26 protein-coding genes are annotated in these 26,527 nt (G+C 65.1%); 8 read left to right on the top strand and 18 right to left on the bottom strand.

The features are described from left to right. Positions 1–186 precede the first annotated feature (186 nt). A complete protein-coding gene (locus tag DH08_RS23940; RefSeq protein WP_192181624.1) occupies positions 187–1,089 on the bottom strand; it encodes a S1C family serine protease in 903 nt (300 codons plus the stop codon). A gap of 243 nt (positions 1,090–1,332) precedes the next feature. Here DH08_RS23940 and yghU point away from each other — a divergent pair, with 243 nt between their 5' ends. Further along, entirely contained in the window at positions 1,333–2,199 is an 867-nt protein-coding gene (yghU, locus tag DH08_RS23935; RefSeq protein ID WP_192181623.1) for a glutathione-dependent disulfide-bond oxidoreductase, read from the top strand. 269 nt (positions 2,200–2,468) lie between these two features. Here the strand turns inward: yghU and DH08_RS23930 are convergent, their stop codons facing one another. Both DH08_RS23930 and DH08_RS23925 read right to left on the bottom strand, forming a co-directional pair. After that, a complete protein-coding gene (locus DH08_RS23930; RefSeq protein WP_192181622.1) occupies positions 2,469–3,272 on the bottom strand; it encodes a hypothetical protein in 804 nt (267 codons plus the stop codon). Between the two features lie 71 nt (positions 3,273–3,343). Continuing rightward, a complete protein-coding gene (locus tag DH08_RS23925; RefSeq protein ID WP_192181644.1) occupies positions 3,344–4,543 on the bottom strand; it encodes an aminotransferase-like domain-containing protein in 1,200 nt (399 codons plus the stop codon). A 266-nt stretch (positions 4,544–4,809) separates the two neighbouring features. On the opposite strand from DH08_RS23925, the gene DH08_RS23920 reads away from it, so the two are divergent. Both DH08_RS23920 and DH08_RS23915 read left to right on the top strand, forming a co-directional pair. Further along, a complete protein-coding gene (locus DH08_RS23920) occupies positions 4,810–5,550 on the top strand; it encodes a sulfotransferase family protein (RefSeq protein WP_192181621.1) in 741 nt (246 codons plus the stop codon). A gap of 198 nt (positions 5,551–5,748) precedes the next feature. Next, positions 5,749–6,063: a GYD domain-containing protein gene (locus DH08_RS23915; protein ID WP_192181620.1), complete on the top strand. Its 315-nt coding sequence runs from the start codon at positions 5,749–5,751 to the stop codon at positions 6,061–6,063. Positions 6,064–6,480: 417 nt separating this feature from the next. Here DH08_RS23915 and DH08_RS23910 read toward each other — a convergent pair whose 3' ends face one another. Next, complete coding sequence (locus tag DH08_RS23910) at positions 6,481–8,145, bottom strand: FAD-dependent oxidoreductase (RefSeq protein ID WP_192181619.1); 1,665 nt, start codon at positions 8,143–8,145, stop codon at positions 6,481–6,483. A gap of 92 nt (positions 8,146–8,237) precedes the next feature. Between DH08_RS23910 and DH08_RS23905 the strand changes: the two genes are divergently transcribed. Beyond that, positions 8,238–8,786: an imm11 family protein gene (locus DH08_RS23905; RefSeq protein WP_192181618.1), complete on the top strand. Its 549-nt coding sequence runs from the start codon at positions 8,238–8,240 to the stop codon at positions 8,784–8,786. A 92-nt stretch (positions 8,787–8,878) separates the two neighbouring features. Here the strand turns inward: DH08_RS23905 and DH08_RS23900 are convergent, their stop codons facing one another. The 8 genes from DH08_RS23900 to DH08_RS23865 all read right to left on the bottom strand — a co-directional run bounded on the left by DH08_RS23900 (position 8,879) and on the right by DH08_RS23865 (position 17,528). Further along, positions 8,879–9,031 carry a DUF1127 domain-containing protein gene (locus DH08_RS23900; RefSeq protein WP_192181617.1) on the bottom strand — a complete coding sequence of 51 codons (153 nt, stop codon included), beginning with the start codon at positions 9,029–9,031 and terminating at the stop codon, positions 8,879–8,881. A 285-nt stretch (positions 9,032–9,316) separates the two neighbouring features. Beyond that, complete coding sequence (locus tag DH08_RS23895; RefSeq protein ID WP_210328847.1) at positions 9,317–9,982, bottom strand: DUF6151 family protein; 666 nt, start codon at positions 9,980–9,982, stop codon at positions 9,317–9,319. 568 nt (positions 9,983–10,550) lie between these two features. Next, positions 10,551–10,724, bottom strand: a complete 174-nt coding sequence (locus DH08_RS23890; RefSeq protein ID WP_192181615.1) for a hypothetical protein — start codon at positions 10,722–10,724, stop codon at positions 10,551–10,553. 194 nt (positions 10,725–10,918) lie between these two features. After that, a complete protein-coding gene (locus DH08_RS23885; RefSeq protein WP_192181614.1) occupies positions 10,919–12,121 on the bottom strand; it encodes an amidohydrolase family protein in 1,203 nt (400 codons plus the stop codon). Between the two features lie 317 nt (positions 12,122–12,438). Continuing rightward, positions 12,439–12,912: a GFA family protein gene (locus DH08_RS23880; RefSeq protein WP_192181613.1), complete on the bottom strand. Its 474-nt coding sequence runs from the start codon at positions 12,910–12,912 to the stop codon at positions 12,439–12,441. A gap of 21 nt (positions 12,913–12,933) precedes the next feature. Next, positions 12,934–13,476 carry a cysteine hydrolase family protein gene (locus tag DH08_RS23875; protein WP_192181612.1) on the bottom strand — a complete coding sequence of 181 codons (543 nt, stop codon included), beginning with the start codon at positions 13,474–13,476 and terminating at the stop codon, positions 12,934–12,936. 251 nt (positions 13,477–13,727) lie between these two features. Continuing rightward, a complete protein-coding gene (locus tag DH08_RS23870) occupies positions 13,728–15,773 on the bottom strand; it encodes an amidase (RefSeq protein ID WP_192181611.1) in 2,046 nt (681 codons plus the stop codon). Positions 15,774–16,082: 309 nt separating this feature from the next. Continuing rightward, positions 16,083–17,528, bottom strand: coding sequence for a WD40 repeat domain-containing protein (locus DH08_RS23865; RefSeq protein WP_192181610.1), 1,446 nt, complete (start codon positions 17,526–17,528; stop codon positions 16,083–16,085). A gap of 458 nt (positions 17,529–17,986) precedes the next feature. On the opposite strand from DH08_RS23865, the gene DH08_RS23860 reads away from it, so the two are divergent. From DH08_RS23860 to DH08_RS23845, 4 genes are all read left to right on the top strand, one after another. Beyond that, positions 17,987–18,088 (top strand): lasso RiPP family leader peptide-containing protein, encoded by a 102-nt coding sequence (locus tag DH08_RS23860; RefSeq protein ID WP_192181609.1) that lies wholly within the window; start codon positions 17,987–17,989, stop codon positions 18,086–18,088. An 83-nt stretch (positions 18,089–18,171) separates the two neighbouring features. Next, entirely contained in the window at positions 18,172–18,273 is a 102-nt protein-coding gene (locus DH08_RS23855; protein WP_192181608.1) for a lasso RiPP family leader peptide-containing protein, read from the top strand. A gap of 89 nt (positions 18,274–18,362) precedes the next feature. Continuing rightward, entirely contained in the window at positions 18,363–18,464 is a 102-nt protein-coding gene (locus DH08_RS23850) for a lasso RiPP family leader peptide-containing protein (RefSeq protein WP_192181607.1), read from the top strand. Between the two features lie 75 nt (positions 18,465–18,539). Beyond that, positions 18,540–18,635 (top strand): putative RiPP precursor, encoded by a 96-nt coding sequence (locus DH08_RS23845; protein ID WP_192181606.1) that lies wholly within the window; start codon positions 18,540–18,542, stop codon positions 18,633–18,635. Between the two features lie 2 nt (positions 18,636–18,637). Here DH08_RS23845 and DH08_RS23840 read toward each other — a convergent pair whose 3' ends face one another. The 6 genes from DH08_RS23840 to ligD form a co-directional block, all read right to left on the bottom strand. Then, complete coding sequence (locus tag DH08_RS23840) at positions 18,638–19,834, bottom strand: hypothetical protein (RefSeq protein ID WP_192181605.1); 1,197 nt, start codon at positions 19,832–19,834, stop codon at positions 18,638–18,640. A gap of 246 nt (positions 19,835–20,080) precedes the next feature. Further along, positions 20,081–20,851, bottom strand: a complete 771-nt coding sequence (locus tag DH08_RS23835; protein WP_192181643.1) for an exodeoxyribonuclease III — start codon at positions 20,849–20,851, stop codon at positions 20,081–20,083. 8 nt (positions 20,852–20,859) lie between these two features. After that, the gene (locus tag DH08_RS23830) at positions 20,860–21,504 is read right to left on the bottom strand and encodes an alpha/beta hydrolase family protein (RefSeq protein WP_192181604.1); all 645 of its coding nucleotides are present in this window, start codon (positions 21,502–21,504) and stop codon (positions 20,860–20,862) included. Between the two features lie 232 nt (positions 21,505–21,736). After that, entirely contained in the window at positions 21,737–22,840 is a 1,104-nt protein-coding gene (locus DH08_RS23825; protein WP_428339032.1) for a tetratricopeptide repeat protein, read from the bottom strand. Positions 22,841–22,854: 14 nt separating this feature from the next. Next, positions 22,855–23,760 (bottom strand): non-homologous end joining protein Ku, encoded by a 906-nt coding sequence (gene ku, locus DH08_RS23820; RefSeq protein WP_192181602.1) that lies wholly within the window; start codon positions 23,758–23,760, stop codon positions 22,855–22,857. A 243-nt stretch (positions 23,761–24,003) separates the two neighbouring features. Next, positions 24,004–26,499, bottom strand: a complete 2,496-nt coding sequence (gene ligD, locus DH08_RS23815; protein WP_192181601.1) for a DNA ligase D — start codon at positions 26,497–26,499, stop codon at positions 24,004–24,006. Positions 26,500–26,527 lie beyond the last annotated feature (28 nt).

Raw genomic sequence — 26,527 nt, 5'->3', positions numbered from 1 at the left:
CGCCACCGCATCCGCTACAATAACGGATTCGGCCAATGTTGAGTTACAAGGGGGGCGCTGTCCCGCCAGCCTGTCGGCGAGTTGCCCGCTCGTGATTCTCGGTGAGGAGCAGCCACAGGCCGCGATCCTTCGCGCCCCCCTCTGCCCTGCCGGGCATCTCCCCCACGAGGGGGGAGATCGGCTGTGTTACTGCAGATGCGGCTTCTTCAGAAAACTGTTGCGATCCGCCGACTTCACCCGCAGCCAGGTTTCACGACCGTCTCGCACCACCCTGAGCGGGATCTCGGCGCCGGCCGGGCTTTCCCACAGCTTGCGGTAGAAGTCGGCGAGACCATCCACTTCGCCGTCGCGAACATCCGAGATGATGTCGCCCTGGCGCAGGCCGGCCTTGGCGGCGGGGCCGCCTTCGGCGACGCTCATCACCATGACCACGCCGTTACTTTCGGCCGAGAAGGCGCCGAGCCATGGGCGCGGCGGCCTGGCGACCTGGCCGCGCGTCAAAAGGTCGTCGAGGATCGGCGGCAGGAGGTCGATCGGCACGATCATGTTGATGTCTGCAACCTCGCCGGCGCGGCTCATCTGCAGGCGCAGCGATCCGACGCCAAGCAGCCTGCCATGCTCGTCGAACAGTGCCGCCCCGCCCCAGGACGGGTGGGCCGGCGCGATGAAGATCGCCTCGTCCAGCAGGTATTCCCAATAGCCGGCGAATTCCTGCTTGGTGACGATATGCGCATGGACCTGCTGGCCGATGCCGTCGGTGAGCACCACGGCATCGCCGGGTTTGGCCTTGTGAGCATCGCCGAGCGCCACTGCCGGCAGGCCGAGCGGAGACAGCGCCTGCACCAGGCCAAAGCCGGATTCCTGGTCGTAGGCAAGCGCATGAGCGGGAACGACGCGGCCGTCCTGGTCGGTCAGCCAGACCTCCTCGGCCTCGGTGATGAGATAGCCGATGGTGAGCACAAGCCCGTCGTCGCGAATGACGACGCCGCTGCCTTCGCGGCGGGTGCCCAGCGCATCGGCAGTGAAGGCGTCGTCCGGGATCGTGGCGCGGACGGCCACGACGGAGCGAGAAATGGTATCGATGTTCATCCGTTCATCCTGGCAAGGTCGGGTCTTTTCCATAGGTATGGCGGATTGAGTGAGGTGCAAGGGTTGGCGCCCTCCTTCCCGCAAGGGGAAAAGGGAGTCGGCGTCGGATCGATAGTAGTTCAACACAAGTTGAACTTTCCGCTGCCTTCGCTATCTATATCGAAATAGACCAAACCCACCCATCCAACCCCGCGCAAGCTGACCCTCCCAAGACCCCCGTCGAAAACCACAAGGCCTCCCCCGATGAACCAATACACACCGCCGAAAGTATGGACCTGGAACAAGGCGAATGGCGGCACCTTCGCCAGCATCAACCGGCCGATCGCCGGACCGACGCATGACAAGGAACTGCCGGTCGGCAAGCATCCGCTGCAGCTCTACTCGCTGGGGACGCCGAACGGCGTCAAGGTGACGATCATGCTGGAGGAGCTTCTGGCGCGTGGCCACAAGGGCGCCGAATACGACGCCTGGCTGATCCGCATCAACGATGGCGACCAGTTCGGTAGCGGCTTTGTCGGGGTCAATCCCAACTCCAAGATCCCAGCGCTGATGGACTACAGCGAACCGAAGCCGATCCGCGTGTTCGAATCCGGCTCGATCCTGGTCTATCTCGCCGAAAAGTTCGGCGAATTCCTGCCGACCGAGCGGGCGGCGCGCACCGAGGCGCTGTCATGGCTGTTCTGGCAGATGGGCTCCGCCCCCTATCTCGGCGGCGGCTTCGGCCATTTCTACGCCTATGCGCCGGAAAAGATCGAATACGCCATCGACCGCTTCGCCATGGAGACCAAGCGGCAGATGGACGTGCTCGACCGTCGGCTGGCGGAAAGCGAATATCTCGGCGGCGCAGACTACACGATCGCCGACATGGCGGTGTGGCCCTGGTATGGCGGGCTCGCCAAGGGCCGCATGTACAATGATTCCGGCGAGTTCCTGGCCGTGCAGGAATACAAGCACGTGCAACGCTGGGCCGACGCCATCGACGCCCGGCCGGCGGTGAAGCGCGGGCGCATGGTCAACCGCGCCTTCGGCGACCCGGCCATGCAGCTGCACGAACGCCACGACGCCAGCGATTTCGAAACGAAGACGCAGGACAAGCTGGCGGCGGAGTAGGCTGAGCGGCTGACGCTGCCGATCTCCCCCCTCGTGGGGGAGATGGCCGGCAGGCCAGAGGGGGGCGCGAAGGATCGCCATCCTCTAAACTTCAAGATACCAGAACAAGTCCAGGGCGTGGCCAAGGTACCCTGAAAGGCTGGCGGGACAGCGCCCCCCTCTGTCTTGCCAGACATCTCCCCCACAAGGGGGGAGATCGGATGTCGCCCCGCCTTCGCCAATCTCCAACGTCAAAATTAAGGACTACTCCGCAGCCGTCAAATTAAGGACTACTCCGCAGCGCTGCATTGCTCGGCGGGCCGGGCCGTGAGGTCCCCGACGGCTGACATCCACAGCCTGTCTATATCCGCCAGGCGCGTCTCGTCGATCTCGTCTAGGTGGTTCCAGTACATGCCGTCCTCGTAGAAATAGCCGAGATCCTGCTCGACCTGCTCGGCCTTGTCGGCCGTGTCGAGCTCGATGCCGGCCAGGATTTTGGCCTGCATCCGGGCGATACCGGCCTGTGAAAGGCCTTGCAATTCTTCGAGGGTCAGGCGCGGAAAGATCAGCCGGCTGCGCGGCAGGTCGGACAGGTTGATGCACAGGCATTGCCACCGCAGCGCCTGGAGAAGCAGGCGGGCGGATTTGGCCTCGAGGTTACGCAGCGTCGGGTCGTCACGCAGCGGATCGGCGCGGCCGATGCCGTAGAAATGCGTCTTTTCCGGCTGGTCGTAGATCATGTCGCAGCCAAGGAAGGCGAGCACGTCCGGCTTCTGGCTGTGGATGGCCCAGTAGGCCGCCGTCATCGCCATGGTGCCGCCGGCATAGACGAAGCCGCCAAAGCTGTTCTGAGCCGGCACGTAGTGCGCTGCGCTGAAGATCTGCGCCTGGCGCAGCATCTGCGGCGGCGGCAGCCGGTCCGGTGGAAAATCGCCGGAATGAACGAGGAAATCCCAGTCGGGGCGCACGCGCCAGGCATTGTTGATGGCGACGATCCGGCTGAAGGCCGCCTTCGGCCAGCCCTCGCAGCGTACCACATCGGGCGCGCTGCCGATGAGCAGGATGATGCGGGGCGATGTCGACGCGGCGGCCATGGCGCGCCAACCTGTCACCTCCCGGCGGAGGGCTCAAGAGGTTCGATGGTATCGAGACAGCCGAGCTGCCCCTACCCCTTCAGCAGCGCCGCCAGCCTCGGTATGCCCTCTTCCACCGCGCGCTTGTCCGCCAGCGTAAAGCTCAGCCGCAGCGTGTTGCGGCCCGAACCGTCGGCGAAGAAGGCGTTGCCCGGCACGAAGGCGACGCGCGCCTCCTTGACCGAGCGGGCGAGCAGCGCGGTGGCGTCGGTGCCTTCGGGCAGCGTCACCCAGACGAACATGCCGCCATCCGGCCGGCTCCAGGTCACGCCCTTGGGCATGTTGGCCTCGAGCGCGCCGAGCAGGCCGTCGCGGCGTTCCCGATAGGCGCCGATGAGCTTGCCCACCTGATGGTCGAATACGGCTTCGGCGGCGCGATGCATGGCCACCTGGTTGATCGAGGGGCTGTGCAGGTCGGAAGCCTGCTTCATCAGCACCAGGCGTTCCACCACACGGCGCGGCGCGCAGACCCAGCCGACGCGCATGCCCGGCGACAAGATTTTCGAGAACGAGCCGCAGTAGAGCGTGCGGGCGTTTTCGATGCCGCCGGAACGCGCGCAGTCGATCGCCAGGATCGGCGCCACGCCCTCGCCGTCATAGCGCAGCGCGCGATAGGCGGCGTCCTCGATGACGGCGATGTCGAGCTCCGAGGCGAGATCGAGCACCGCCTCGCGCTGCCTGAAGCTCAGCGTCTCGCCGGTCGGGTTGGCGAAATCCGGCACCAGATAGGCAAACTTCACCTTGCCGCCGGCGGCAGCGGCGGCTGCATGGTAGGCCGCGGGCGTCATGTTGCCGCCGTCCGGCGTCAGCCGGTCGTAGCGCGGCTCATAGGCGTTGAAGGCCTGCAGCGCGCCGAGATAGGTCGGCCAGGTGACCAAAGCCGTGTCGCGGGGCGAGAGGAACAGCTTGCCGAGATAATCCAGCGCCTGCTGCGAGCCCGAGGTGATGAAGATGTTGTGCTCGTCGCAGGCGACGCCGAGCCTGCTCATCTGGCCGGCCAGCCATTTTCTGAGCGGCAGATAGCCTTCGCTGACCTGATACTGCAGTGCCGCCCCCGCCTCGGCGCCGCCGAGCACCGAAGCATAGGCATCGGATATGGCTTCGGTCGGAAACAGCGCCGGGTCGGGGATGCCGCCGGCGAAGGAGATGATGTCGGGCTGGTCGAGCAGTTTCAGCAGCTCGCGGATTTCCGACGCCTTCATGCGCGACGAGCGCGACGCCAAGAGGTCCATCAATGTCACAGCCACCTCCCCGTGGATTTCTTCCTCGAGCATGACCGGGATCAGCTCGGGCACAATTAGGTCAATCTGGCTGACCTATTATCAGGCTCCCCCGCCCGCTGGAATAGCCAGAAGGTCCTTCCGCGTGGCCCAAAGCAAAAATTCACGTTCTATTGGTTGCGCATGGAAATTTGTTGCGCGCTTGCCGGGGTCGATGCAACCTCGTTTCGGATGGATCCGCATAAAAAGAACAGCGGTCCAATAAGGGGGGAACGGGAATGGCGCTCAAACTCATCGGGGCCGGATTCGGCCGCACCGGCACGTGGTCGACCTTTGCCGCGCTGAACAGGCTCGGTTTTCCGAGCTATCACGTGCAGGAAGTCATCCTCAACAAGGCCAACAAGGGCCATCTCGACTTCTGGCGCAAGGTGGCGAACAGCCCGCCCGGGAGCCAGCATGACTGGAACCAGGTGTTCGCCAACTACACGGCCACCGTCGACAATCCCGGTTGCTGCGTGTGGAAGGAATTGCTGGCCGCCTATCCCGACGCCAAGGTGCTGTTGACGCTGCATCCGCGCGGCGCCGAAGCCTGGTACGAGAGCACGATCGACACGATCTACTTCACCGAGAATGTCTGGCAGTTCAAGGTGCTGGAGTGGCTGACGCCGTTCGGCCGAAAATTCGGCGACATGTCGAGCAAGCTGGTGTGGGGCCGCGCCTTGGCCGGCGTGATGGACGACCGCGCCAAGGCGGTGGCGCGCTACAATGCCTACGCCGAGGAGGTGAAGGCGGCGGTGCCGCCGGAAAAGCTGCTGGTGTTCAAGGTGACCGACGGCTGGGCGCCGCTCTGCGACTTCCTCGGCGTGGCGCACCCGAACGAGCCTTTCCCCAACCTCAACGACCGCGCCAGCCTCAAGAAGATCATCGGCGATATCATCAAAGGCGCCTACATCATGCTGGGGCTGTCGATTGCCGGCATAGTGGCGGTCATTGCGGCGCTGTGGTGGTGGCTGGGGTAGAGCGCGGCGGGATTGTCGTTATATTAGAATAAGCGCATATTGCTGCAGACCGAAGCGTTGCTCCGGTCATGAACTGCCGTTGGCCATGGCTGCCCAGGCGGTCCACAGGCCACGTCAAATGTCAGTGAAAAGACAAGCACCTCCGTGCTGCTCAAACGTTTGAGCAGCCTGAGACAACGATATTTGGAGGAGACAGCCATGAAGGTTACCATATTGGCAAACTATGAACCCCACGCCGCCAAGGGACTGATGCAGGGATCAGACCGGGAAGCCGCAATCAAGGCACTGTTCGAAAGCGTTGGCGGCAAGATGACCAGTTTGATGTTTACGCGCGGCATATACGACGTCGTCGTCAACGGCGAGGTGCCGGACCAGTCCGCCGGGATGGGCATGGCCCTCGCGGTGCGGGCCAGCGGTTCGGTGAGCGACCTCGTCATCCTCGAAGAACTCGACATGAAGGGGGTGCTCGCCGCCGCCAAAAAGGCTGCCGGCTCTTACAAGCCTGCCGGCTGAGCGGCCTGAAGGCAGCACGGCTCGATCGAACGGTGCCCGTGCTGCCGGGTCCCGAAATATACCGCGGTTGGCGCGCCAGCTAGGCTGGCCGGCGTCAGTTCCGTCCTTGCGTATCAGATGACGATCTTAGAGCAATTCCAGGAAAAGTGCGCAGCGGTTTTCCGTCCGGAATTGCGTGAAAACAAAGAGATAGAGCGGTTCTGCGTTTCCGTGAAACGTTGAACCGCTCTAGGCGGTTGCGCCGGTGTTAATCCGGTGCCTGCGAACCGGCCTGCTGAGCGGTCTGGGCCGAGAGCCGGCCTTTTCTGACCAGTATGGGCTTCGAGTATTGTTTCTTCATCGCGCGTTCCCCTGCTTGGCCCAAAGGCTGAGGCAATGAGGCTGGCCTCAAGCAGGCGGGCGGTCCGGCCATCAGCCTCAACCGCGCTGGGTCTTGCCCTCATTGGCCAGATACTGGTGGACGAAGGCGATGGCCATGCTGCCCTCACCGACCGCAGAGGCGACCCGCTTGACCGGGCTCAGCCGCACATCGCCGCAGGCGAAGATTCCGGGCGCGCTGGTCTCGAGCAGGTAGGGGTCGCGGCCATGCGACCAGTGCCCGGCCTTCTTCACGTCGTCGCCGGTCAGCACATAGCCGCGCGCATCGCGCGCGACCTCGGCCGGCAGCCACTCGGTCTCGGCGTTGGCGCCGATGAACACGAACAGCCCGCCGCACTCGTGCCGGCTCACCTCGTTGCCGGTCTTGTCGAGAATGTCGATCGCCGTCAGATACGTCTCGCCGTGCACGGCCTGGACTTCGGAGCGAAGCCGGACCTTTACGTTCGATTTCGCCCTGAGCTGCTCGATCAGATAGTGGGACATGCTGTCGGCAAGCGACGGGCCGCGCACCAGCAGCGTCACGCTGCGCGCATGGCCGGAAAAATGCATCGCCGCCTGGCCGGCCGAATTGCCGGCGCCGATCAGGTAGACATCCTGGCCATGCGTGCTGCTCGCCTCGCTGCGCGCGGCGCCATAATAGACGCCCTTGCCGATCAGCCGGTCGAACCCGTCGATGGCGAGGCGGCGCCAGGCGACGCCGGTGGCCAGGATGAGGCTGCGGGCGCGCACGACATCGGTGCCGTCGAGCACGACCTCATGCGTCGCCGGATCGATGCCGGCGACCGAGCGGGTGACCAGGATTTCGGCGCCGAGCCGTTTTGCCTGCTGCAGCGCGCGGCTGGCAAGCTCGTCGCCGGAGATGCCGCTCGGAAAACCGAGATAATTCTCGATGCGCGACGACGTGCCGGCCTGCCCGCCGGGCGCCTCGCGCTCGACGACGATGGTGCGCAAGCCCTCGGAGGCGCCATAGACCGCCGCGGCAAGACCGGCCGGCCCGCCGCCGACGATCGCGACATCGTATTCGTCGGCACGCGGGCGCGTCTGCAACCCCAGACGAATGGCCAGATCGCGCACGGCGGGTCTTTCGACGATCTCACCGTCCGCCAGAAGGGCGACGGGACCATCCTGAGCCGGCCTGCCTTGGGCGGACCAGAAGGCCTCGGCATCCGACGTGTCGGGCAGCAGCCAGGTGAACGAGATCTGGTTGCGGGCGAGAAACCGGCGCAGGTCGCCGCAGGCCGTGTCCCAACGGTGGCCGACCAGGGTGACGCGCGGCTTCTGCGGCTCGGCGGTGACGCTCTGCAGCCCGCCCATGCGCTCGCGGGCCAGCGCGCTGACCTTCTGGGCGAGATCCTTCGAAACCGCCGCGATGGAATAGTATTGCTGGACCTCGATGCGCATGACGCGGGACGGTTCGGCGGCGCGATAGCCGCCCGGAAAACCCGAGCCAAGCGCGATCGGCACCTCGCCGAAGATCGTTCCCGGCAACCGCCAGCCGAGCGTCCGCTCGACGCCGTCGAAAGTTTTCACGACTTCGATCTTGCCGGCGAGAACCGCAAAGAGCGCTGCCTCTCCGCCCTCGTGGACCGCGAACTCTCCGGGGCTGAGATGAAGGTCGGCCGCCATCCGCGCCAGGCGCTCCAGCTCGACCGCCGGCAGACCCGAAAACAACGGGATCGCTCCCACTTCATCAACTGTCAGCATGGCCCCTCGCAGGCATCAATTAGCGTTGTTTTTTGGCCGCGATCAACAGAAAAAGGCGGAGAGCGTTACCCCTGGCGCAAGGATACCGACCGATGCCGATCAGCCTCTACGAGTTCGCGGTCCTGGAGGATCAGGAGTGGATCCTGCCGGTTGATGACAGTTACTTCGAGTTCTTCTTCGGCCTGGATGGAAGGGTTCTCGACACATGGGATCCGCCGGTCATGCAGCGCATCGCCGACGACGACCGCGTCTACCTCTATTCGGACTTCCCCTGGCTTGGCGAACACGCACCGCTGCTGCGCAAGCCCGCCGTCGATGCGCTGGCGGCATCATTGCAGCCCTATGGCCAGTTGCTGCCGCTTCGCGGCGAAGAGGTCTGGCTCTTCAACGTCACCAATGTGATCGACGCGCTGGACAAGGAGCGGTCGCAGATCGTCACTTTCGAGGACGGCGACATCCTCGCAATCGAACGCTACGCGTTCCATGCGGACCGGATCGGCAATGCCGAGATCTTCAAGCTGCCGATGCGCGCGTCTTCCGTGTTCGTCAACGACGTGTTTGTCGATCGGGTCCGAAACGCGGGCCTGAAGACGGTGTCTTTCAAGCCCGTATGGACATCGGACGAAGCCAGGCAGCGCTGATCCGTGATCGCGGCGCTGCGGTGGTGGTTGGGCGAGAGGCGACCGGACGCCGCTGGCCGGATGCGTTCGAGCAAGGCGTCCGGCACGGCCCGTTAAAACGGCAGCCGGATTTCGTCAGACGGGGACTTCGACCAGCCGATGTCCTTCTGGGTTTCCGGCGGCAGATTATCCAATGCGCGCATCGTCTCTTTGCGCTTGCCGGCTCGCTTGAGAGCAGCTGCAATTCGGCCAAGGGTTTTGAACATCGACATCCTCCATATCGTGGCGGTGGAAAAAGCAGTGCTGCCCTCTCACGCCGCGCCGGTTTTGCGATGCCTCTGTATCCGATCGATTACGGGGGAACGGTGAAGTGCTTCACGAAACCGTGCCAATCCGAAACATTTGCATGCAAATTAATTTGGAGGGATGTGCGCCACCGCCGAGCATGCGGCCTGCGATATCCGCCACTTAGCCTTATTGGCTGATGCGCTGATTCACCTTCCCGGCTCCAAAGACCGCGCCAGCCAGATCATTTGTCAGCAAGTGGCGGATCAAGACTCCAGGCGAGCGGGCATCGGCACACCGGCCAGCGCATCGCGCTCGGCCGGCGCGATGACGCGCGGCACGGAAAGCGGGGCGTTCGTGTGCTGGTCGAAGAGCGGATTCGGCCGGCCGAGGCCGCGCAGCCACCAGAAGAGAAGTTTTGAGACGCGCAGAGCAAAGAGGCTGAACGTCGGTGGCGGCGGCGCGTTGGGTGGCAACGGGCCGACGGCGGAGAGTTCATGGATCCGGCAAAGCGGCGCGCCGAGCACCGTGTCGCGGGGCTCGGCATCGTGGCACATGAAGGAATGAGTGATGGCGACCACCGGGAAGCGCGGGCCGGCCGAGTTGCCGATCGGGGTCCGGCAACAAGAGGTGTACCAGCGCAGCACCTTGTCGGAGAATTGCAGGCAGCGCACGGCATCCTTGCCCGTGGCAAGCGTCACGCGGCCAGCCGGCATCTGGAAGATGTCCGTGCCGCCGCCGACGTCGAGCATGTCCGGCCGATCGAGGAAGCGCGCGAAGGCCTGGCAGTCCCGGCAGTAGCACGTGAAGCGGAAGCCGGTATGCGGTTCAATTTTTTTGGCGACGCCGCTGACGCGGCCGCAGCGGCAACGAAGCGGAACATCCTTTGCCGGCCAAAGCCATGCGACAAGCTCCCTGAGCCGGCGCGTCATGATTTCGGGGGCGAGGCTTGCCGGGCGCCGTGTGGAATGATGTCCTCGCGATTCTTTCCTGAGGACCGAAGCCGGCCGTTGATGGGCATCGTCGTTCACATTCACGGGATCGCGTTACGACCCTGCCTGGATCACCACGCCGAGGGCCCCATCCAGCGCGTCGTTCTAAGTATTTGTTTTTACGCAAGTCCGGACGGAAAACCGCTACGCGCTTTTCCTGGAATTGCCCTAAGTCCGCGATCACGGCGACCTTTGGTGCAGACCATGGTCCGCCTTGCTACACCAACCGGCACAGGCGCATTGTCAGCGTCGAACCCGACGACAAGGGCCTGGCACCACACTACCCCCGGTGTCAGGCCCTTTGTCCTCCGCCCGACCGCGGCGCCGGTCGATTTCCTTGCAACTCGCCAATTTCCTTTGCAACTTATTGTGTTGCCGCAGCGTATCTGCCGAAGACGGCAGGCCGCTTGGGTTGGGATAGGTGCGGCGGCGCTGGCCTGCCGTCGCCAGGCGGGTTGGCCACGGCCTTTTCCGAACCGAAAGGTCAGCACGGCAAAAACCAGCGACGCTACTTGCGCGTGATCCAGTCCAGCATGTCGGGGTCGATGTCTTCGTGGCCGGCCAAGTCGCGGATGAGGGACGCGGCGAGCGAGCGCCACTGATCTTCCGGGACATGACCTTCCGTGACCGATTTGATGAATGCGGTTCGCAGGATGTCGCAATCGAAAGCGGATACATCCACCTGTGCCAGTGCCGCTACGGCCTCAGCGCCCAGACCGGGTTGCCCTGGTTGCTCCGCAATTGCTCCGATGCCTCCTGTCGGGGCAGGAGTGCGATGGTCGCTCCCAAGCGTCAGCGCCCATGAATGTGGCTGGCGATCTGCTCAGTGTACTTTTTCGAACAAAACTTGGCGAACGATATAATAGCCGCCCCTCATCACCGCGCCATCTTCCCATCCTTCGCGACGGCCCTGCCCCGGCGATATACGGTGCGCGCTCTCGACACGGCGACGACCGCCTCGGGCACATGCTCCGCCCGCATGGCGACGAAGTCGGCGGCGGCGCCGACCGCGATGCCGTAGCCTTCAAGCCGCAGCGCTTTGGCGCCGGCATAGGTCACCACGTCGAAGGCTGCCGCCAGTTCCCGGTCCTCGTAGAAGCCGGAGCGGTAGCCGATCAAATTGGCGCGAGAGAGCATGTCGCCGTCGCCATAGGGCCACCAGGAATCGCGGATGTTGTCAGAGCCGCCGAACACGGTGACGCCGGCCTGCCGCAGTGCGGCGACCGGCGGAAAGGCGTGGTTGCCCGGGGCGTTGGTCATGATCGAAACACCTGCGGTAGCGAGCATCGCGCCGGCCTTGTTGAGCGCATCGGCGGGAATGTCGCCCAGCGCATAGGCGTGGCTGACCGCGACGTGGCCGGCCATGCCGAGTGCCTTTGTCCGATGTGCGATCTCCTCGATCTGAAACAGACCGAGGCTGCCGCCATCGTGCAGATGGACATCGACGCCGACACCGTGCTTTTGCGCGAGGCCGAATACCACGTCGAGATGGCCCGATACGTCGCGATCGAGGCTAGCTGGGTCGAGCCCGCCGATCAGGTCGCAGCCCAGCCTGAGCGCCTCGTCGAGCAGTTCCGGCGTGCCGGGTGAAGACAGAATACCGCTTTGCGGGAAGGCGACGAGCTGGATGTCGATCAGGTCGCGATAGGCCTCCCGCACGGCAAGAATTGTTTCGAGGTGCTTCAGACCGACCGAGCCGTCGACCATGACATGGCTGCGCATGGCAAGGCTGCCATTGCCGATGCAGAGCTCGAGCTGGCTTTTCGCGCGTTCCGCCATCGGCGCGGCGGCGGCGAGGTTTTGTGCCTGGAAGGCGACGCGCTCGCGCACGTCGAAACCGTCGGTGCACGGGATGTGCGGACGCCAGGCATCACCGTAAAAGGAGGTGTCGAGATGGATATGGCCCTCGACGAAACCGGGCACGACGAGCTGCCCACCGAGGTCGATGATGGCGGCGGCGGTTGCTTGCGTCCGCTCGGCTGCCGAGGTGATGGCGCTGAAGCGCCCGTCGGTGACGGTGAGATCGACCAGCGCGCCATCGGCTAGTTTTGCGTTCAGGAAAATCGTCTGCTCGGTCAAGGGCGTCGTCCATCGGTTGAAGCGCCAGTCGTCGCCGCTCGTTCGAAGGAGGTCAATGCGGGAAAGGAGAGAAAGTGTTTGCGCCGAATCCGTTCTTTAGCGCCCGCATATTCCGCTTTCGCGGAAGTTTCGGCGAACCAGCGATGTGCGATGCTGATTTTGCGGCGGTACGAGCCGCCCTGGTCGACGCGAGCTCAGAGCACACCCCAACATGCGCCCCCGCAGCCGCGTCGACCACGGCAGGCCCGCGCCCCCATCAGGCAATATGTGGTGGCAACCACCCCTGCTCCGTCGGCACCGGCGCGACCAAAAAGCGATCAGCCGGCGGAGCCGCCCGTCACAAAATCTTGAGCAAACTCGGCCGTCAGCGCCTCATATTCCTCCATCGCCGGCAATGCCGCATAGCTGTGCACAGCCGGCGTCGTCGCCCAGGGCAGCTTCTCGCTGGTCCAGGTCTCGACGAAGGGCGTGAACCAGCCTGGATCGTCGAGCATGGTCGGGCGCAGGTTGACGAACCAGTCGAGCCCTTCCGGCCGCGTGAACATCCAGCTCATGCAGTGCGGACAGAAGAAATGCCGCGAGGTGCCGTGCAGGCCGCCGATCACCGGTTCGCCCTCAGTGACTTCGAACCCGTTGCTCGGAATGGCGGCGCTCAGCGAATAGGCGCTGGCCGACATCAACTGGCAGCCGGTGCAATGGCAGGCCATGGTGAGCAAGGGCGGCGCGGAGATTTTCAGCCGCACGCGTCCGCAACGGCATCCGCCTTCGGCCGGCAAGGTCAGGTGTGGCAAGGTGGCCTCCTCTGGTTGGCCTCAGTTCCCCGTCAGCGCCTTCGTCGAAACCAGCGTGACGCCGGCCTCCGTGAAGGCGGCGTTGTGGCGGGCGATGATCTCGGCGGCGGTCTCGCCGGGCGTGTCCAGAGTCGAGTGGGCGTCGGAAACCACGGTGACGCCGAGCCCTTCGGCAAAGGCACCCTTCACCGTCGCGGCAATGCAAAAATCGGTCTGCGCGCCGGCAAGCACGACCTCGCCGGCGCCCTGCCCGGCCACCCATTCGCCAAGAGCTGAATTGCTGAAAGCATTGCGCACGCTCTTAGCGAAAGTCGGTTCGTCCCCGGCCTGGCCGAGCGCCGGCCACACCGGCCAGCCCGGCTCGCCCGGCGCCAGCGGATCGCCCGCCGGTCCATCATGCCGGATAAAGGCGACCTTGCGCCCGCTCCGCCTCGCCCAGTCGATCAGCGCGCGGGCGCGAGCGACCATGCCGTCGGCATCATGGATAGGCGGCTCGAAGCGGCCGTCGAACATGCCGGTCTGGAGATCGATGACGATGAGGGGCGCGAGGGCTGGTTCTGGCATGGGCGCGAACATAGCGTGGGAGGCGGGTGGGTCAAGGATAGGGCGACGCTGAAGCAGCCAATCTCCCCCCTTGTGGGGGAGATGCCCGGCAGGGCAGAGGGGGGCGCGAAGGATCGCGGCCTTCCTGCATTCGCCCATCCGAAAGCCCGCGAGGATGGCGGATAGGTTGACTGAGAGGCTGGCGGGACAGCGCCCCCCTCTGGCCTGCCGGGCCATCTCCCCCACAAGGGGGGAGATCGCAGCTTCCGCCCTCACCCGATCCCGCCGGTGATCGTGTAGGCGCCGGCGGTGCGTCCGTCCTCGGTTTGCACGATGGCGGTGACGATTGAGCCGTAGGAACCGCGCCAGACGCTGTGAAAACCCTGGTGTTCCGAGGCAGGCACGATGGTGCGGCCCGTGTAGCGGGCGCCGGCTCGCTGCATCGTCACTGGCTCGCCATTGACGTGTACCTTGACGCTTGCAGCCTCGAAATCGCCGGCTGCGCCGACATCGATGTCCAGCGCGATGACGATTTCGTCGTTACCGCCGGCATCGACCGTCTCGGCGGCGAGCGATATGGCGAGCGGTGCGGATCGGCCAGCGGCGGCGACCCCGCCTGCCCGGCCGGCATCCATCAGTGTGGCAAACACATTGTCCGCAAGTTCCGGCGTGCGCGGCGGGCTGGTGCGGCGGGCATTTGAGCGCTCGAAGTCGCCGGCCATGCGAAGCAGTTCCACATCGCTGTAAGCCTTGCCGGCGAAGGTGAGGCCGACCGGCATGCCAATATCGGCCATCGTGCCCATCGGCACGGTGACGGTCGGAATGCCGAGGTGACGCCAGACCAGATTGCCGTTGGCGACCCAGGTGCCGTTGCGCCAGGCAAGGGCTGCCGAGGCCTCGTCGACATCGGCATCGGCCGGCCCGACATCGGCGACGGCCGGCAGCACCACGGCGTCGAGGCCTTGCGCGTCGAGCCAGTCCTCGAAATCGATCCGCCGCGTCGCCTCCAGCCCCTTCACGCCCGCTTCCAGCATCGGGATGTCGGCGAAGGGCGTGACGCCCAGCTTCGCGCGCTCGACATACTCCGCCAGGTCGAAACCGTCCTCGGCATAGCGGTCCGGCAACGTGCCCGGCGGCTGCGGGAAGATCTTCGGGCCGTCGACCGAGACGAGATCGGGAATGGCCGGATCGGCATTGGCGCGCAAAAAATCGTCCCAGGCAAAGGTGCAGAGATCCCAGATCTCGCGCTCGGCGAACTGTTGCGGCACCAGCCCGCGCTCGACCATGGTCTTCGCACCCGGGCGGTCGCGCTCGTAGTTGGAGACGACGGGAAAATCGACCTCGACTATCTTTGCGCCGAGCCGCTCCAGATCGCGCGCCGCCTGCTGCCACAGGTCCAGCACCGAGGCGCGGGTTTCGATTGGTTTGGCGGCTTCCGTGTCGCGGCCAATATACATGCGTGGCACGCCGAGCCGCTTGCCACTCAGCGCGCCATTCAGCTCGAGCGCGGTGTAGCTTTGCGGCCGCACGTTGCTGGTCTTCGGCAGCGCCACCCAGGGCTGCGCGCGCCAGAAATCACCGCGCGTCTCCGCGTCGTCGGCGACGATCACGTCGAGCAGTTCTAGCATGTCAGGCACCGAGCGGGTGTGCGGAACCACCACGTCCATGGTCGGCACCAAAGGCCAGTTGCCGCGCACCGAAATGACGCCGCGCGATGGCGTGTAGGCGACCAGCGCGTTGTTGGAGGCCGGCGCCCGGCCGGACGACCATGTCTCCTCGCCGAGCCCGAAAGCGGCGAAGCTCGCGGCGGTCGCCGTGCCGGAACCGTTCGACGATCCGGAGGCGAAGGCGGCGGTCAGGTAGTCGCCATTGTAGGGGCTTTCGGCGCGGCCATAGACCCCGCGCTGCATGCCGCCATTGGCCATCGGCGGCATGTTGGTCAGCCCGATCAGCACAGCGCCGCCGGCGCGCAGGCGCGCGATGGTGAAGGCGTCCTCACTGGCGACGAGATGCTCGAAGGCCGGCGAGCCAGCGGCCACCGTCAGGCCGCTGACCTTGTAGCTGTCCTTGGCGGTGTAGGGGATGCCGTCCAGCGGGCCGAGGGCCGCACCCTCGCGGCGGCGGCGGTCGGACGCGGCGGCTTCCTCGAACATCTTTGGGTTGAGCACCGGCACGGCGTTGAGGACGATGCCGTGGCGATCGTAATGCGCGATGCGCCTGAGATAAGCACCGACCAGTTCAACGCTGGTGACGGTGCCCTCTTCCAGCGCACGGCGCAGGTCGGCGATCGAGGCTTCGACGAGGTGGAGATCGGGCATGGGGTGTTCCAGTACTTTGTGTTTTGTGTCGAGCCGGTATTGGCCTCGAAGAAGTATGCCTCGCGAAAGCCGCGGTGACAGCCGATCTCCCCCCAAGTGGGGGAGATGTCCGGCAGGACAGAGGGGGGCGCTGTCCCGCCGACCTATCTTTTAATTAGTCCTGCACAAGCCATTGATATTAAGTAGATTTAACTCGAATGTCGCGTTCCTTCGCGCCCCCCTCTGCCCTGCCGGGCATCTCCCCCACAAGGGGGGAGATTGGCAGCTCTGGCCACGGCGCTTTCCCGCAGCGGCAGAGCGCGTCAGTGCTCACTCCGGCGCGCCGGCGAACAGCACCACGCCGTCGCCGCCCGCCCCTGGCCAGTCCCTGATGGTGCGGTCGTAGCCGCCGGTGAGCAGCGTGCCGTCGGCGGCGAAGGCGACTGAATAAAGCGGCCCGGTGCCTGGATCGAACTCGGCAATCTGGTCGCCGGTGTCCATGTTCCACAACCGCGCCGTGCCGTCGAGCGAGACCGAGGCCAGCCGCTTGCCGTCGGAGGACAGCGCGATTTCGTAGACGGTGCCGGAATGGCCCTCGAAGCGGCGCACTTCCTTGAAGGTGTCGAGATCCCAGAGCTTGATCGTGTAGTCGCCGCTGCCGGTCACCGCATGGCGGCCGTCGGCGGTGAAGACGGCGCCATAGGTGCCCTGCTCGTGGCCGTGCCAGCTGCGCAACTGCTTGCCCGAGACGATGTCCCAGAGCTTCAACTCGCCGTCGATGCTGCCCGAGATGGCGCGCGTGCCGTCAGGCGAGACGGCGACGGCGCTGACGGACCAGTCGTGGCCCGGCAGCACATGCAGCACGCTGCCCTTGTCGATATCCCAGACGATGACGCTGCCGGTGTCGTGGCCGCTGACGGCCAGTCTGCCGTCCGGGCTGATCGCCAGGTTCCTGACGCCACCATTCTGGCCCGAAGAAAAGACGTGCAGCACCGCGCCATCCGAAAGCTGGCGCAGCACGATCTCGCCGTCGTCGCCCGCGGTCAGTGCCCGCTTGCCGTCGGGCATGAACAGCGCCGTGCGCGCCATGTCCTTGTGGATACCGAGATCGCGGATCAGCCGCTTGCCGTCGATGTCCCAGAGCTTGATCATGCGGTCGGTGCTGGCGCTCATGACCTCGTGCCCGTCAGCCGATACCGCCAGCCAGACCACGGCGTCGCGATGGCCGTCGGGCTGGGTGGGTTGCGGCGGCGCGGATGGTGGCGGGGGCGCCACGGTCTGTGGCGGCGGGGCAACCTCAGGCGCAGGTGCCAGTGCCGTCTTTGGCGGTTCTTCCGGAGCTGCTACCGGCGCTGGCGGCGGCGCATCGGCGACATCCTGACCCTTCGGCTCGGCGGGCACCTCGCCGCGCGGCCGCCACGGGCCGAACTGGTCGGCCAGCAGTGCCAGCACGGCGAGCATCGGCAAGACAAGGAAAACCCGGCGCAGGCGCGGCCTGCCCGCGTCCTGCACCTCCGCGGCGCGACCGAACAGCGGCGCTCCGCGCTGGTGGCCCGGCCGGCCCGGCAAAAGGCCTTGCCAGAACAACAGCGCACCGAGTGCGCAGACCAGCGCCGCCGCCAGGAATGCCACAAGCCGCAGGGACGCCGCATCCGCCAGCGGATGCGCCAGGCGGCTCAAGGCGAAGGTGCCCGGCAGCAGGTACGCATGCGCCAGGCAGGCAAGGGCAACGGCCAGCACAAGAAACGCCAGCAGCCTGTCGACAGACCTGTTCATCGGTTCCCCCCGCAGCGGCGCCTGTCTCCCCCCCGCGGGAAGAAAGCGACATCAACATCCTAGCCGAGCTCGACGCGAAGGCTAGAGCAATTCCAGGAAAAGCGCGCGGCGGTTTCCGTCCGGAATTGCGTAAAAACAAATAGTTAGAGCGGGTCGGCGATTCAATCAATTCAATCAAAAGCTGAACCGGTCCCGGTGCCGGAAATTGCAAGATCGGGGAAGCCATTGCGGGCTCAATGCTTTCGGGAAAGATCTTCGAATCCACAGATCTATGCGGCCGACGCGCGAATATCCGAATGCGCAACGCGCTGCTGCCTGTGTCTTTCGTGTCACTCCGCGCGGGCGTCGAGAGCAGAAATGCCGACTTCTTCAAGAATAGAGGGCAACAGCGGCCGGCATGGTTGACAGGAAACACGAGTCTGACATTATCCGCGCGGGATATTCTGGAGAGTTCGATCATGAAGAAGACCTATGAGAAGCCGGTGCTTGTCAAGAAGGGCAGGCTTTCGGCGATTACGGCCGCCAACGGCGCCTCCGGTCCTGTTGTGCTGCCGGGCTGATCTCAGCCGGGCAGACACTCACCCATGATTGACAGAAGACGGCAGCCCGACATTGCCGGGCTGGGAATCTTGGAGCGTTGGGCATGAAAAAGACCTACGAGAAGCCGGTGCTTGTCAAAAAGGGCAGGCTTTCGGCGATTACGGCCGGCAACGGCGCTTCCGGCCCCGTCGGGCCCGCAGGCTGATTTCGGCAGGCCAGACTGCATGCTTGGCCGCACCCTTGATTGAGCGAAGATGGCAACCTGACTGCATAAGATCCTTGGAGGACTTGGACATGAAAAAGACCTATGAGAAGCCGGCGCTTGTCAAGAAGGGCAGGCTTTCCGCGATCACCGCCGTCAACGGCGCTTCCGGCCCTGTCATCACGCCGCAATAAACTCGGCGGGCCAGGCGCCCTTCCGCAATCGACGGCAAGCCGATGTTGCCGGCACAAGATTTGGAGAGGTCAGGCATGAAGAAGACCTATGAGAAGCCGACGCTTATCAAGAAGGACAGGCTTTCGGCGATCACGGCCAACGGCGCGCTCTCGAACCCAGTAACTGATTGATCTCAGAGGACCAGAACCAGGTCATCCACGACAAGCTGCCAATGGTGTCTGGTCGACAGGCGAACTCGTGTTACGGCCTTGAGCATTGGGGCATAGTGGCACGGCGTCAGTGCCGACAGGACTATCTCGTCGCTGCGCAGTAATTCCTCCCCTAGCCAGCTTTCGACCAGCGCAATCTCGCCCTCACAGGCCAGCCAAGCGGCGGTCAGCATCACCGAATGAAAGCCGAAGGGGCGATCGCGACCGAATTCGGCCGGATGGCCGCTGCTGGTGTAGGCGAAGTGATCGCCGGAAACGTTGCCGTTGACGTAGCCCTCGCTGTTCTTCGTGTTGTCACGCGACATGGCGTTGAGATTGCGCCAGTCGAGCCCGGCGTGGCCGCAGGGGACCTTGCGCAGGCTGCGCTTGGTGACGTCGTCGAAGCCGATCGTTCGCAGAGGTGCGTCCGGCGCGACGGAGCCGGGTGACAGCAGACCGAGATCGGTCGGATAGGATGACAGCGCCAGCCGCCGGTCGAGGCCGTCGCCGGAGATCTCCACCGCATCTGCCCCACTTGCGAGATCGAAGCGAAAGGATGTGCCTGGAGCAAGCGTCCGGCTTTCGAGAACCTCGCCCTTGCCCATTACCGAGAGCGTCGCTCGCGTTGTCGCCGGCATCCTGCCCGCCAGGTGGCGGCCGGGCACAAGGCCGACCGGCGTCGGCAGGCCATCGCCGGCGAGGCCGACCAGGGATTCGGGCGCGGCGTACAAGCGTATCGACTGGTTCGCGTTGGCGCCGCTGGCCCGCCAACCCGGTGGCACGGAGACCGAGAAGCGGTAGAGGCCGGGCACACGCAGCGCGGTCCGGCGCCGCTTCGTCGACATGGTGAAGTTGGCGAAGCCGCCATTGTTGCTTCGCGCCGCCTTGACGAAGACGCCCCGCTCGTCGAACAGCCGCACCATGATGCCGGCCATCGGCCGGTCGGCAAGGCCGTACTTGCCGTCGCCGTCGACGTCCAAATAGACGAAGGACGAAAAGTTGAGCGTGCTGGTGGTGCTGGGGGCCCAGCGCGTGCGTACTGCATAGTCGTTGGCGGGATTTGCCCGGCGCCGGGCGATCTTGCGCTCACGCGCCTGCCGCAGCAGCAAGACAAGCAGCGCGGCGGCGGTGAGGACCAAACCGGATGCGATGAGGATTGCGGTCAGGGCGATGTCAAGCAAGGGCAAGCCTCGGCGGAGGTGCTGTTTTGCAGGCAGCATACATGGGTGCGATCCCTGGTGATTTGCGGCAACCTAGCTTGGGATGCGGCGGCTGGACAGATGGCGCTGGAGAATGAAGGCTGTTCCGTCGCGATCCTTCCCACCCCCTCTGTCCTGCCGGACAGTCCGGCAGGACAGAGGGGGGTGCCGTCCCTCGGCATCTCAAGGTTCGCGTTCACTCTGCGACGGCGTTCTGCCAATTATCCCTCACCGCACCTCCACCCACACCGGGGCGTGGTCGCTGGCGCCGTCCTGCCCGCGCACGGCGCGGTCGATGCCGGCGGCGGTGAGCTTGTTGGCGAGCTTCTTCGACAGGAGTATGTGATCCAGCCTGAGCCCGGCGTCGCGGGGCCAGCGGTTGCGGCGATAATCCCAGAATGTGTAGAGCGTCTCCTTCGGATGCTTCTTGCGCAGCGCATCGAGCCAGCCCTGGTCGAGCAGCCGCTGGAACGACGCCCGGCTCTCCGGCTGCACCAGCGCATTGTCGTCATAGGAGCGGGTCGGATAGATGTCGCGCGGTTCGGGCACGATGTTGTAGTCGCCGACCAGCGCCACCGGCAGGCCGGTGTCGAACAGCTGCTCGGCATGCGCTTCCAGCCTGGCGTGCCAGGCCAGCTTGAACTGGAATTTCGGGCCGGGCTGCGGGTTGCCGTTCGGCGCATAGAGGCAGGCGATGACGATGCCTGACACCGCCGCCTCGATGTAGCGGCTCTGCTTGTCGGCATCGTCGCCCGGCAGGACATCGCGGGTCAGCACCGGTTCGGAACCGCGCGCGAGAATGGCGACGCCGTTCCAGGTCGGCTCGCCCTTCCACACCGCGCCATAGCCGGCCGCGGCAAGCGCCGAGCGCGGAAACTGCGTATCGCGGGCCTTCAGCTCCTGCAGGCAGACAATGTCGGGCTTTGCTGCGGCGAGCCAGGCCAGCAGGTTTTCGAGCCGGCTGTTGACGTTGTTGATGTTGAAGGAGGCGATCTTCATCGGACCGTTCAGCCGACGATCTTCGCCGTCCACGCCTTTAACGTCTCAGCCAGCGACTTCAGATGATCGGCGGTCGAAAAGCCGGAGACGCTCTTGCGTGGCTTGAGGTCATGGTCGCCGTCTTCCAGCCAGACCATTTCGATGCGATCGGAGAGATCGTAGGTGGCGACCTCGTCCTGCGTGCCGAACTCGTCGCGCGTGCCCTGGAAGATCAGCGTCGGCGTCTTCAGGTCGGCGAGATGTCTTGTGCGCAACTGTGTCGGCTTGGCCGGCGGATGGAACGGATAGCCGAGGCAGACGAGACCCGAGATCTCACCCTTGGCAAACATCTCGTCGGCGACCATCGAGGCGACGCGCCCACCCATCGACTTGCCGCCGATGATCAGCGGCCCGGTCACGCCCCTGGCCCGAAGGTCCGCGATCGCCTTGACGTATTCGGGGTTCACCGTCTCGGCGCGCGGCGGCGGCTTGCGATGGCCGTAGCGACGGGCGGCCATGTAGTGGAATTCGAAGCGGGCGACCTGGAAGCCGGCCGCGGCCAGCGCCTTGGCGGTGGCGGTCATCGAGGGCGAGTCCATCGATGCGCCGGCGCCATGGCCGAGCAGGATGGTGACCGGGGCGGTTTCGTGGCCGTCGAAGAGGAAGGTGGTCATGGGGTGGCCCTTCGCGCGACGGTGACGGCGCCGATCTCCCCCCTCGTGGGGGAGATGCCCGGCAGGGCAGAGGGGGGCGCGAAGGAACGCAGGCCTTCGGTCAAATCTCCCCGGAACAATACGCTCTGAAACGGGCCGATCGGTCGGCGGGACAGCGCCCCCCTCTGTCCTGCCGGACATCTCCCCCACAAGGGGGGAGATTGGCCGTCATCTCGGCCTTCGCCAACCATCGTCACCCCGCCGTCCGCGCCAGCTGCATATCCACGAACTGTATCCCCTTGGCCGCCATGCGCGCCCATTCGGAACTGGCGTCGAGTTCGAGATAACGCACCCAGTGGCGGCGAGCCTCAGCAAGATTGCCGGCGTCGAACTCCAGCCGGGCCAGGTTGAACACCGGATCGGCATAGGTCTTGTCGAGCGCGATCGCCTTGACGAGATGCCGTCTGGCCGAGGCCACCCGGCCCTCGTCGCTCATCATGCCCGCGAGGTTGAACCAGGCCTCGACGAAGGCCGGGTCGAGTTTTATGGCGCGGGCATAGTCGTGTGCTGCTTCCGCCGTGCGGCCGGCACCGCGCAGGCAGTTGGCGCGGTTGAAGGCGGCGATGGCGTCGCTGGGGTCGATGGCGAGACAACGCTGGTAGAGCGTTGCGGCATCGTCGTGACGGCCCTCGTCTTCCGCCGCTTCAGCCTCCGCGAACAGCTCCTCGAGCGTCTCATCATCAGGAGACCCGAGATCGAACAGCAGCTGGCCGTCGAGCTCGCTTTGGCCATCCTCGAGATAGATCGCATCCGGGCGCCCGTGCTGCGAGCCGACATTGAGCGACTTGGCGGTAAGCGAAGCGACCGGGCCGGAGCGGTGCACCGAGCGCGCGATCGCGCCCCAGGACGCGCCGCCCGATATCAGCCCGGCATATTTGCGGGCGAGGATGAGGTCGCGGAAGGAATAGGGTTCGCCATCGTGCTCGAAGGCATCGAAGAGCGAAAGCAGGTCGAGATCGGCCGCGCCGAGCCTGGACTGGTCGAGAAGCGACTGCCTTGAAAGCGCGGACGCCTCCGGCGCCTTCATCAGGCCGAGCAGGCGCAAAAAACCGTTCTCGCTGGCGAGCGCGCGGCCCGCGGCACGCTCGGCCCGGACGCGGCGCTCGATCTCGGCGTCGCCATTCTTGGTGATCGCGGCCTTGGCGAGCAGCGCGCGGCCGAACACGACATGGGTCGTGCGCCGGGTGACGCCGCGCCGCAACTGGCCCTGCCGGCGCTCGACCTCGCGCGCGGCGAGCCTGAGCGGAAACGCCGCCAGCGCGCCGACGACGCCGAAGACGGCGCCGGGTGGAACTATACCAGTGGCCGCCGTCACCCTTTGCTCTTACCGACGGCCTTCAGAAGGTTGGCCTTCAACGGGTTTTCCTTGGCAGCGCCTGCCTTGGCCTTGGCGGCAGGCTTTTCGGCCTCGTCCGCCTTGCTCTTCGACTTGGCCGGCGGCTTGGCCTGCTGCGAGAGGCTGGCCTTCAGCGCATCCATGAGGTTGATGACGTTGCCGCGCTCGGGGGCCGCCGCGATGATCGGCTTGTGGCCCTTCAGCTTCTCGCGGATCATCGCCATCAGCGCTATCTCGTAGCGGTCCTCGTAGTTCTTCGGATCGAAGGTGGTTTCCTTCTGCTTGATCAGCGCTTCGGCGAGCTGCAGCATTTCGGCATCCGGCTTGCCGGCCGGGATGTTGCCGAAATATTCAGCCGTTCCGCGCACTTCGTTCGGGTTCCTCAAGGTGCAGACGAACATGCCGCTCTCGCGCGCGCCGATGGTCACCACGCGCTCGCGGCTGGACAGGACAAGGCGGGCGATGGCCAGCTTGCCGGATTTGCGCATGGCTTCGCGCAGCACGGCGAAGGTCTCTTCCGCCATGGCGCCGTCCGGCGCCAGATAATAGGGCGCGTCCTGGTAGATGACATCCACCTCGTCCTCGTCGACGAAGGCCTCGATATTCATCGTGTGGTTGGATTCGATCCTGACCGCGTCGAGGTCGGTATCATCGATGATGATGTACTGCTTGTCCTCGTATTCGTAGCCCTTGACCAGGTCCGAACGCTCGACCAGGCCGAGCTCCGGGTCGACCGGCTTCATGTTGATGCGGTTGTGCGTCTTCTTGTGAAGCTGGTTGAAGCTGATGCGTTCGCTCGCGCTGGTGGCGGGGTATAGCCGCACCGGACAGCTGACGAGGCTGAGCTTGAGGTAACCTTTCCAACTTGCCCTGGGCGCCATGAAACACTCCTACGCGGCCATGCACTGACAAACTTTTTGCAGCGCTTCGTCCGAAGGACGAAGGAGGCCGCGGAAATCCTACATCGAGCCTCAAGATACCGGAAAATCCCTAGCGAAATGTTTTAGCGCTGGTTGGGTTGCCGACGGATGAGGCCTGAGGCGAAGAATAGTTCAAATTGTCCGGACCGTCGATGGAGTTGGAATTTAGACGAATGACGAGAACGCTCCGCACTCACGCGTAAGCTACTTCCCCGTCATCACCGGCAAATCCCGCGCAAACTCATCGATCTCGGCCCAGGGATCCCCCGAAGTCGCAAGCAGGCCCGGCAGCGAGGCATAGTTCAGATCCTGCGGCGCATCGATCGCTTCCAGATCCGCCCAGCTCACCGGGGTCGAGGCCGGCAGATTGGTGCGGGCGCGCAGTGAGTATGGGGCGGCCGAGGTGTGGCCGCGGGCGTTGCGGTGGTAGTCGATGAAGATGCGCCGCTTGCGGTTTTCCTTGCCCATGGTGGTGGTGAAGGTGTCGGGCTCGGTGGACGCGAGGTGGGCGGAGATGGCGCTGGTCGCCTGGTGCAGTTTCTTCCAGTTCTGCTTCTGCGTCACCGGCACGGTGATGTGGATGCCGCTGCCGCCGGAGGTCTTGGCGAAGGGCACCAGCCCCAGCGCCTCCAATCCGCCCTTGATGTGCACGGCGGCCTCCACCACCTCGCGCCAGGCAATCCCCTCGCCCGGGTCGAGGTCGAAGACGATCTGGTCGGGCTTGTCGAGTTTCGTGCGATGCGTGCCCCAGGTGTGGAATTCGACGACGCCGAACTGAGCCAGCGCCAGATAGCCCTTGGCATCTTCCACCGAGAGGTAGGTTTTGGTCTCGCCCTCGGAATTGATCGACTCGAAGACAGCCACCGAAGGCGGCATGCCGGTGAAGGCGTGGCGCTGGAAGAAACAGTCCTTTGGCAGGCCGGTCGGGCAGCGCACCAGCGACACCGGGCGGCCGATGATGTGCGGCAGCATGAAGTCGCCGACCAGCGCGTAGTAAACGGCGATGTCGAGCTTGGTCGGCCCGGTCTTGCCGAACAGCCGCCGCTCGGGATTGGTGACCCAGATGGTGGCGAGGTCGGCCTCCGAAATCAGTCGTTTACGCTTGGCCGAGACCGGCGTCGACAGGCCGACATCCCTGAGGCCACGGAAAACACCGTGGCGCAACGCATTGTCGGCGGTGCGGTTGGCATAGTGGATGCGGGCCGACAGCAGCGGCCGCACCCAGTTCATCTCGCGCATGATCTCGCGCGGCACGCCCTCCGGCGGCGTGGCGCCTGCGGTGAGCGGCTCCAGCCGGGCGAGCAATTCTCGTGCCGTCTCGGCATCGAAGCCGGTGCCGACCTTGCCGCGATAGTGCAACTCGCCGTCCTCGAATTCGGCCATGCCGAGCGCGGCCAGCCCTTCGGCAGCATCGGAGGTGGTATAGCCGGCAATGATGAAATCGTCCTTTTGCAGCGCCTTGACCTTGGTCCAGCTCTTGGTGCGGCCGCTCTGATAGGTGGCGGTGGCGCGCTTGGAGACGACGCCTTCCAATCCCAGCTCCGTCACCTGGTCGTAAAGCCCCTGCCCGTCGCCTTCGACATGGTCGGAGAACTGGATGGCGGAGTTGGCGCCGAGGCCGGCGAGCAGTTGCGCAAGCAGCGCCTTGCGCCTGATGAGCGGCGCTTTCCTCAGATCCCAGCCGTCCAGATAAAGCAGGTCGAAGGCATAGAAATGCAGCTTGTTGCCGGCGCCTTCGGCCAGCGCATCCTGCAGCAGGGCGAAACGGCTGATGCCTTTGGCGTCGAGCACGACAATCTCGCCGTCGATGATGGCATCGCGACATGGCAGTTTGGCGAAAGCGTGCGGCAGGTCGCCGTAGCGCTTCGTCCAATCGATGCCGCCGCGGGTGATCAGCCTGACCTGCCCGTCCGCCAGATGCGCCGCGGTGCGGTAGCCATCGAACTTGATCTCGTGCAGCCAGGTCTCGCCGGTGCGTTCGGCGGGATCGTCGCTGCCTGGCGGTTTTGCCATCTGCGTCGCCAGTTGCGGCTCGATGCGGGTGGGTGCCGGGCCTTGCACGGCGCCGGGCAGCGCGCCGGCCTTCAGTACAAGCGGTTTGGCAGGTTTTGCCGCAGGCTTCGGCGGCGCCACCAGCTCCTCGATGCGGCGGCCGGATTTGACGCTTTCCGGCCGCTCGCCGAGGATGTCGATCTTGGTGTCGGCGGCGAGATCGCGCTCCTTGAACAGCAGCCAGTTTTTCTTGCCCTCATCCTCGCCAGGCTTGGGCTTCAGCCTGGTCAGCATCCAGCCACCATTGAGCTTGTCGCCGGCAAGGCGGAACTTGAAGGCGCCGGTGCGCAGGCTCTTTTCGACATCGTCCATCGGCGCCCAGGTGCCCGTGTCCCAGACAATCATCGGCCCGCCGCCATATTCGCCTTCGGGGATGACGCCCTCGAAGTCGATATATTCGAGCGGATGGTCCTCGGTCTCGACCGCCAGGCGCTTGTCGGCGGGATTGAGCGAAGGACCGCGCGGCACCGCCCAGCTCTTCAGCACGTCGCCAACCTGCAAGCGCAGATCGTAATGGTCGGCGGTGGCGTGGTGCTTGTGGACGACGAAGCGGTTACCCTCATCGGCAAGCAGCCCGCCCGCCGGCTCCGGCGTTTTGGTGAATTCGCGCTTGGCGCGATAGGCCCTCAGTTTCGGCGGGGTGTTCATCCGGGCATGCTAGGCGGGATGCAATGGC

It is taken from the genome of Mesorhizobium amorphae, assembly GCF_014843845.1.
In the GTDB taxonomy this organism is placed as follows: domain Bacteria; phylum Pseudomonadota; class Alphaproteobacteria; order Rhizobiales; family Rhizobiaceae; genus Mesorhizobium; species Mesorhizobium amorphae_A.
The sequence above is the reverse complement of the archived record's forward strand: the minus strand, read 5'-3'. Positions and strand labels throughout refer to the sequence as shown.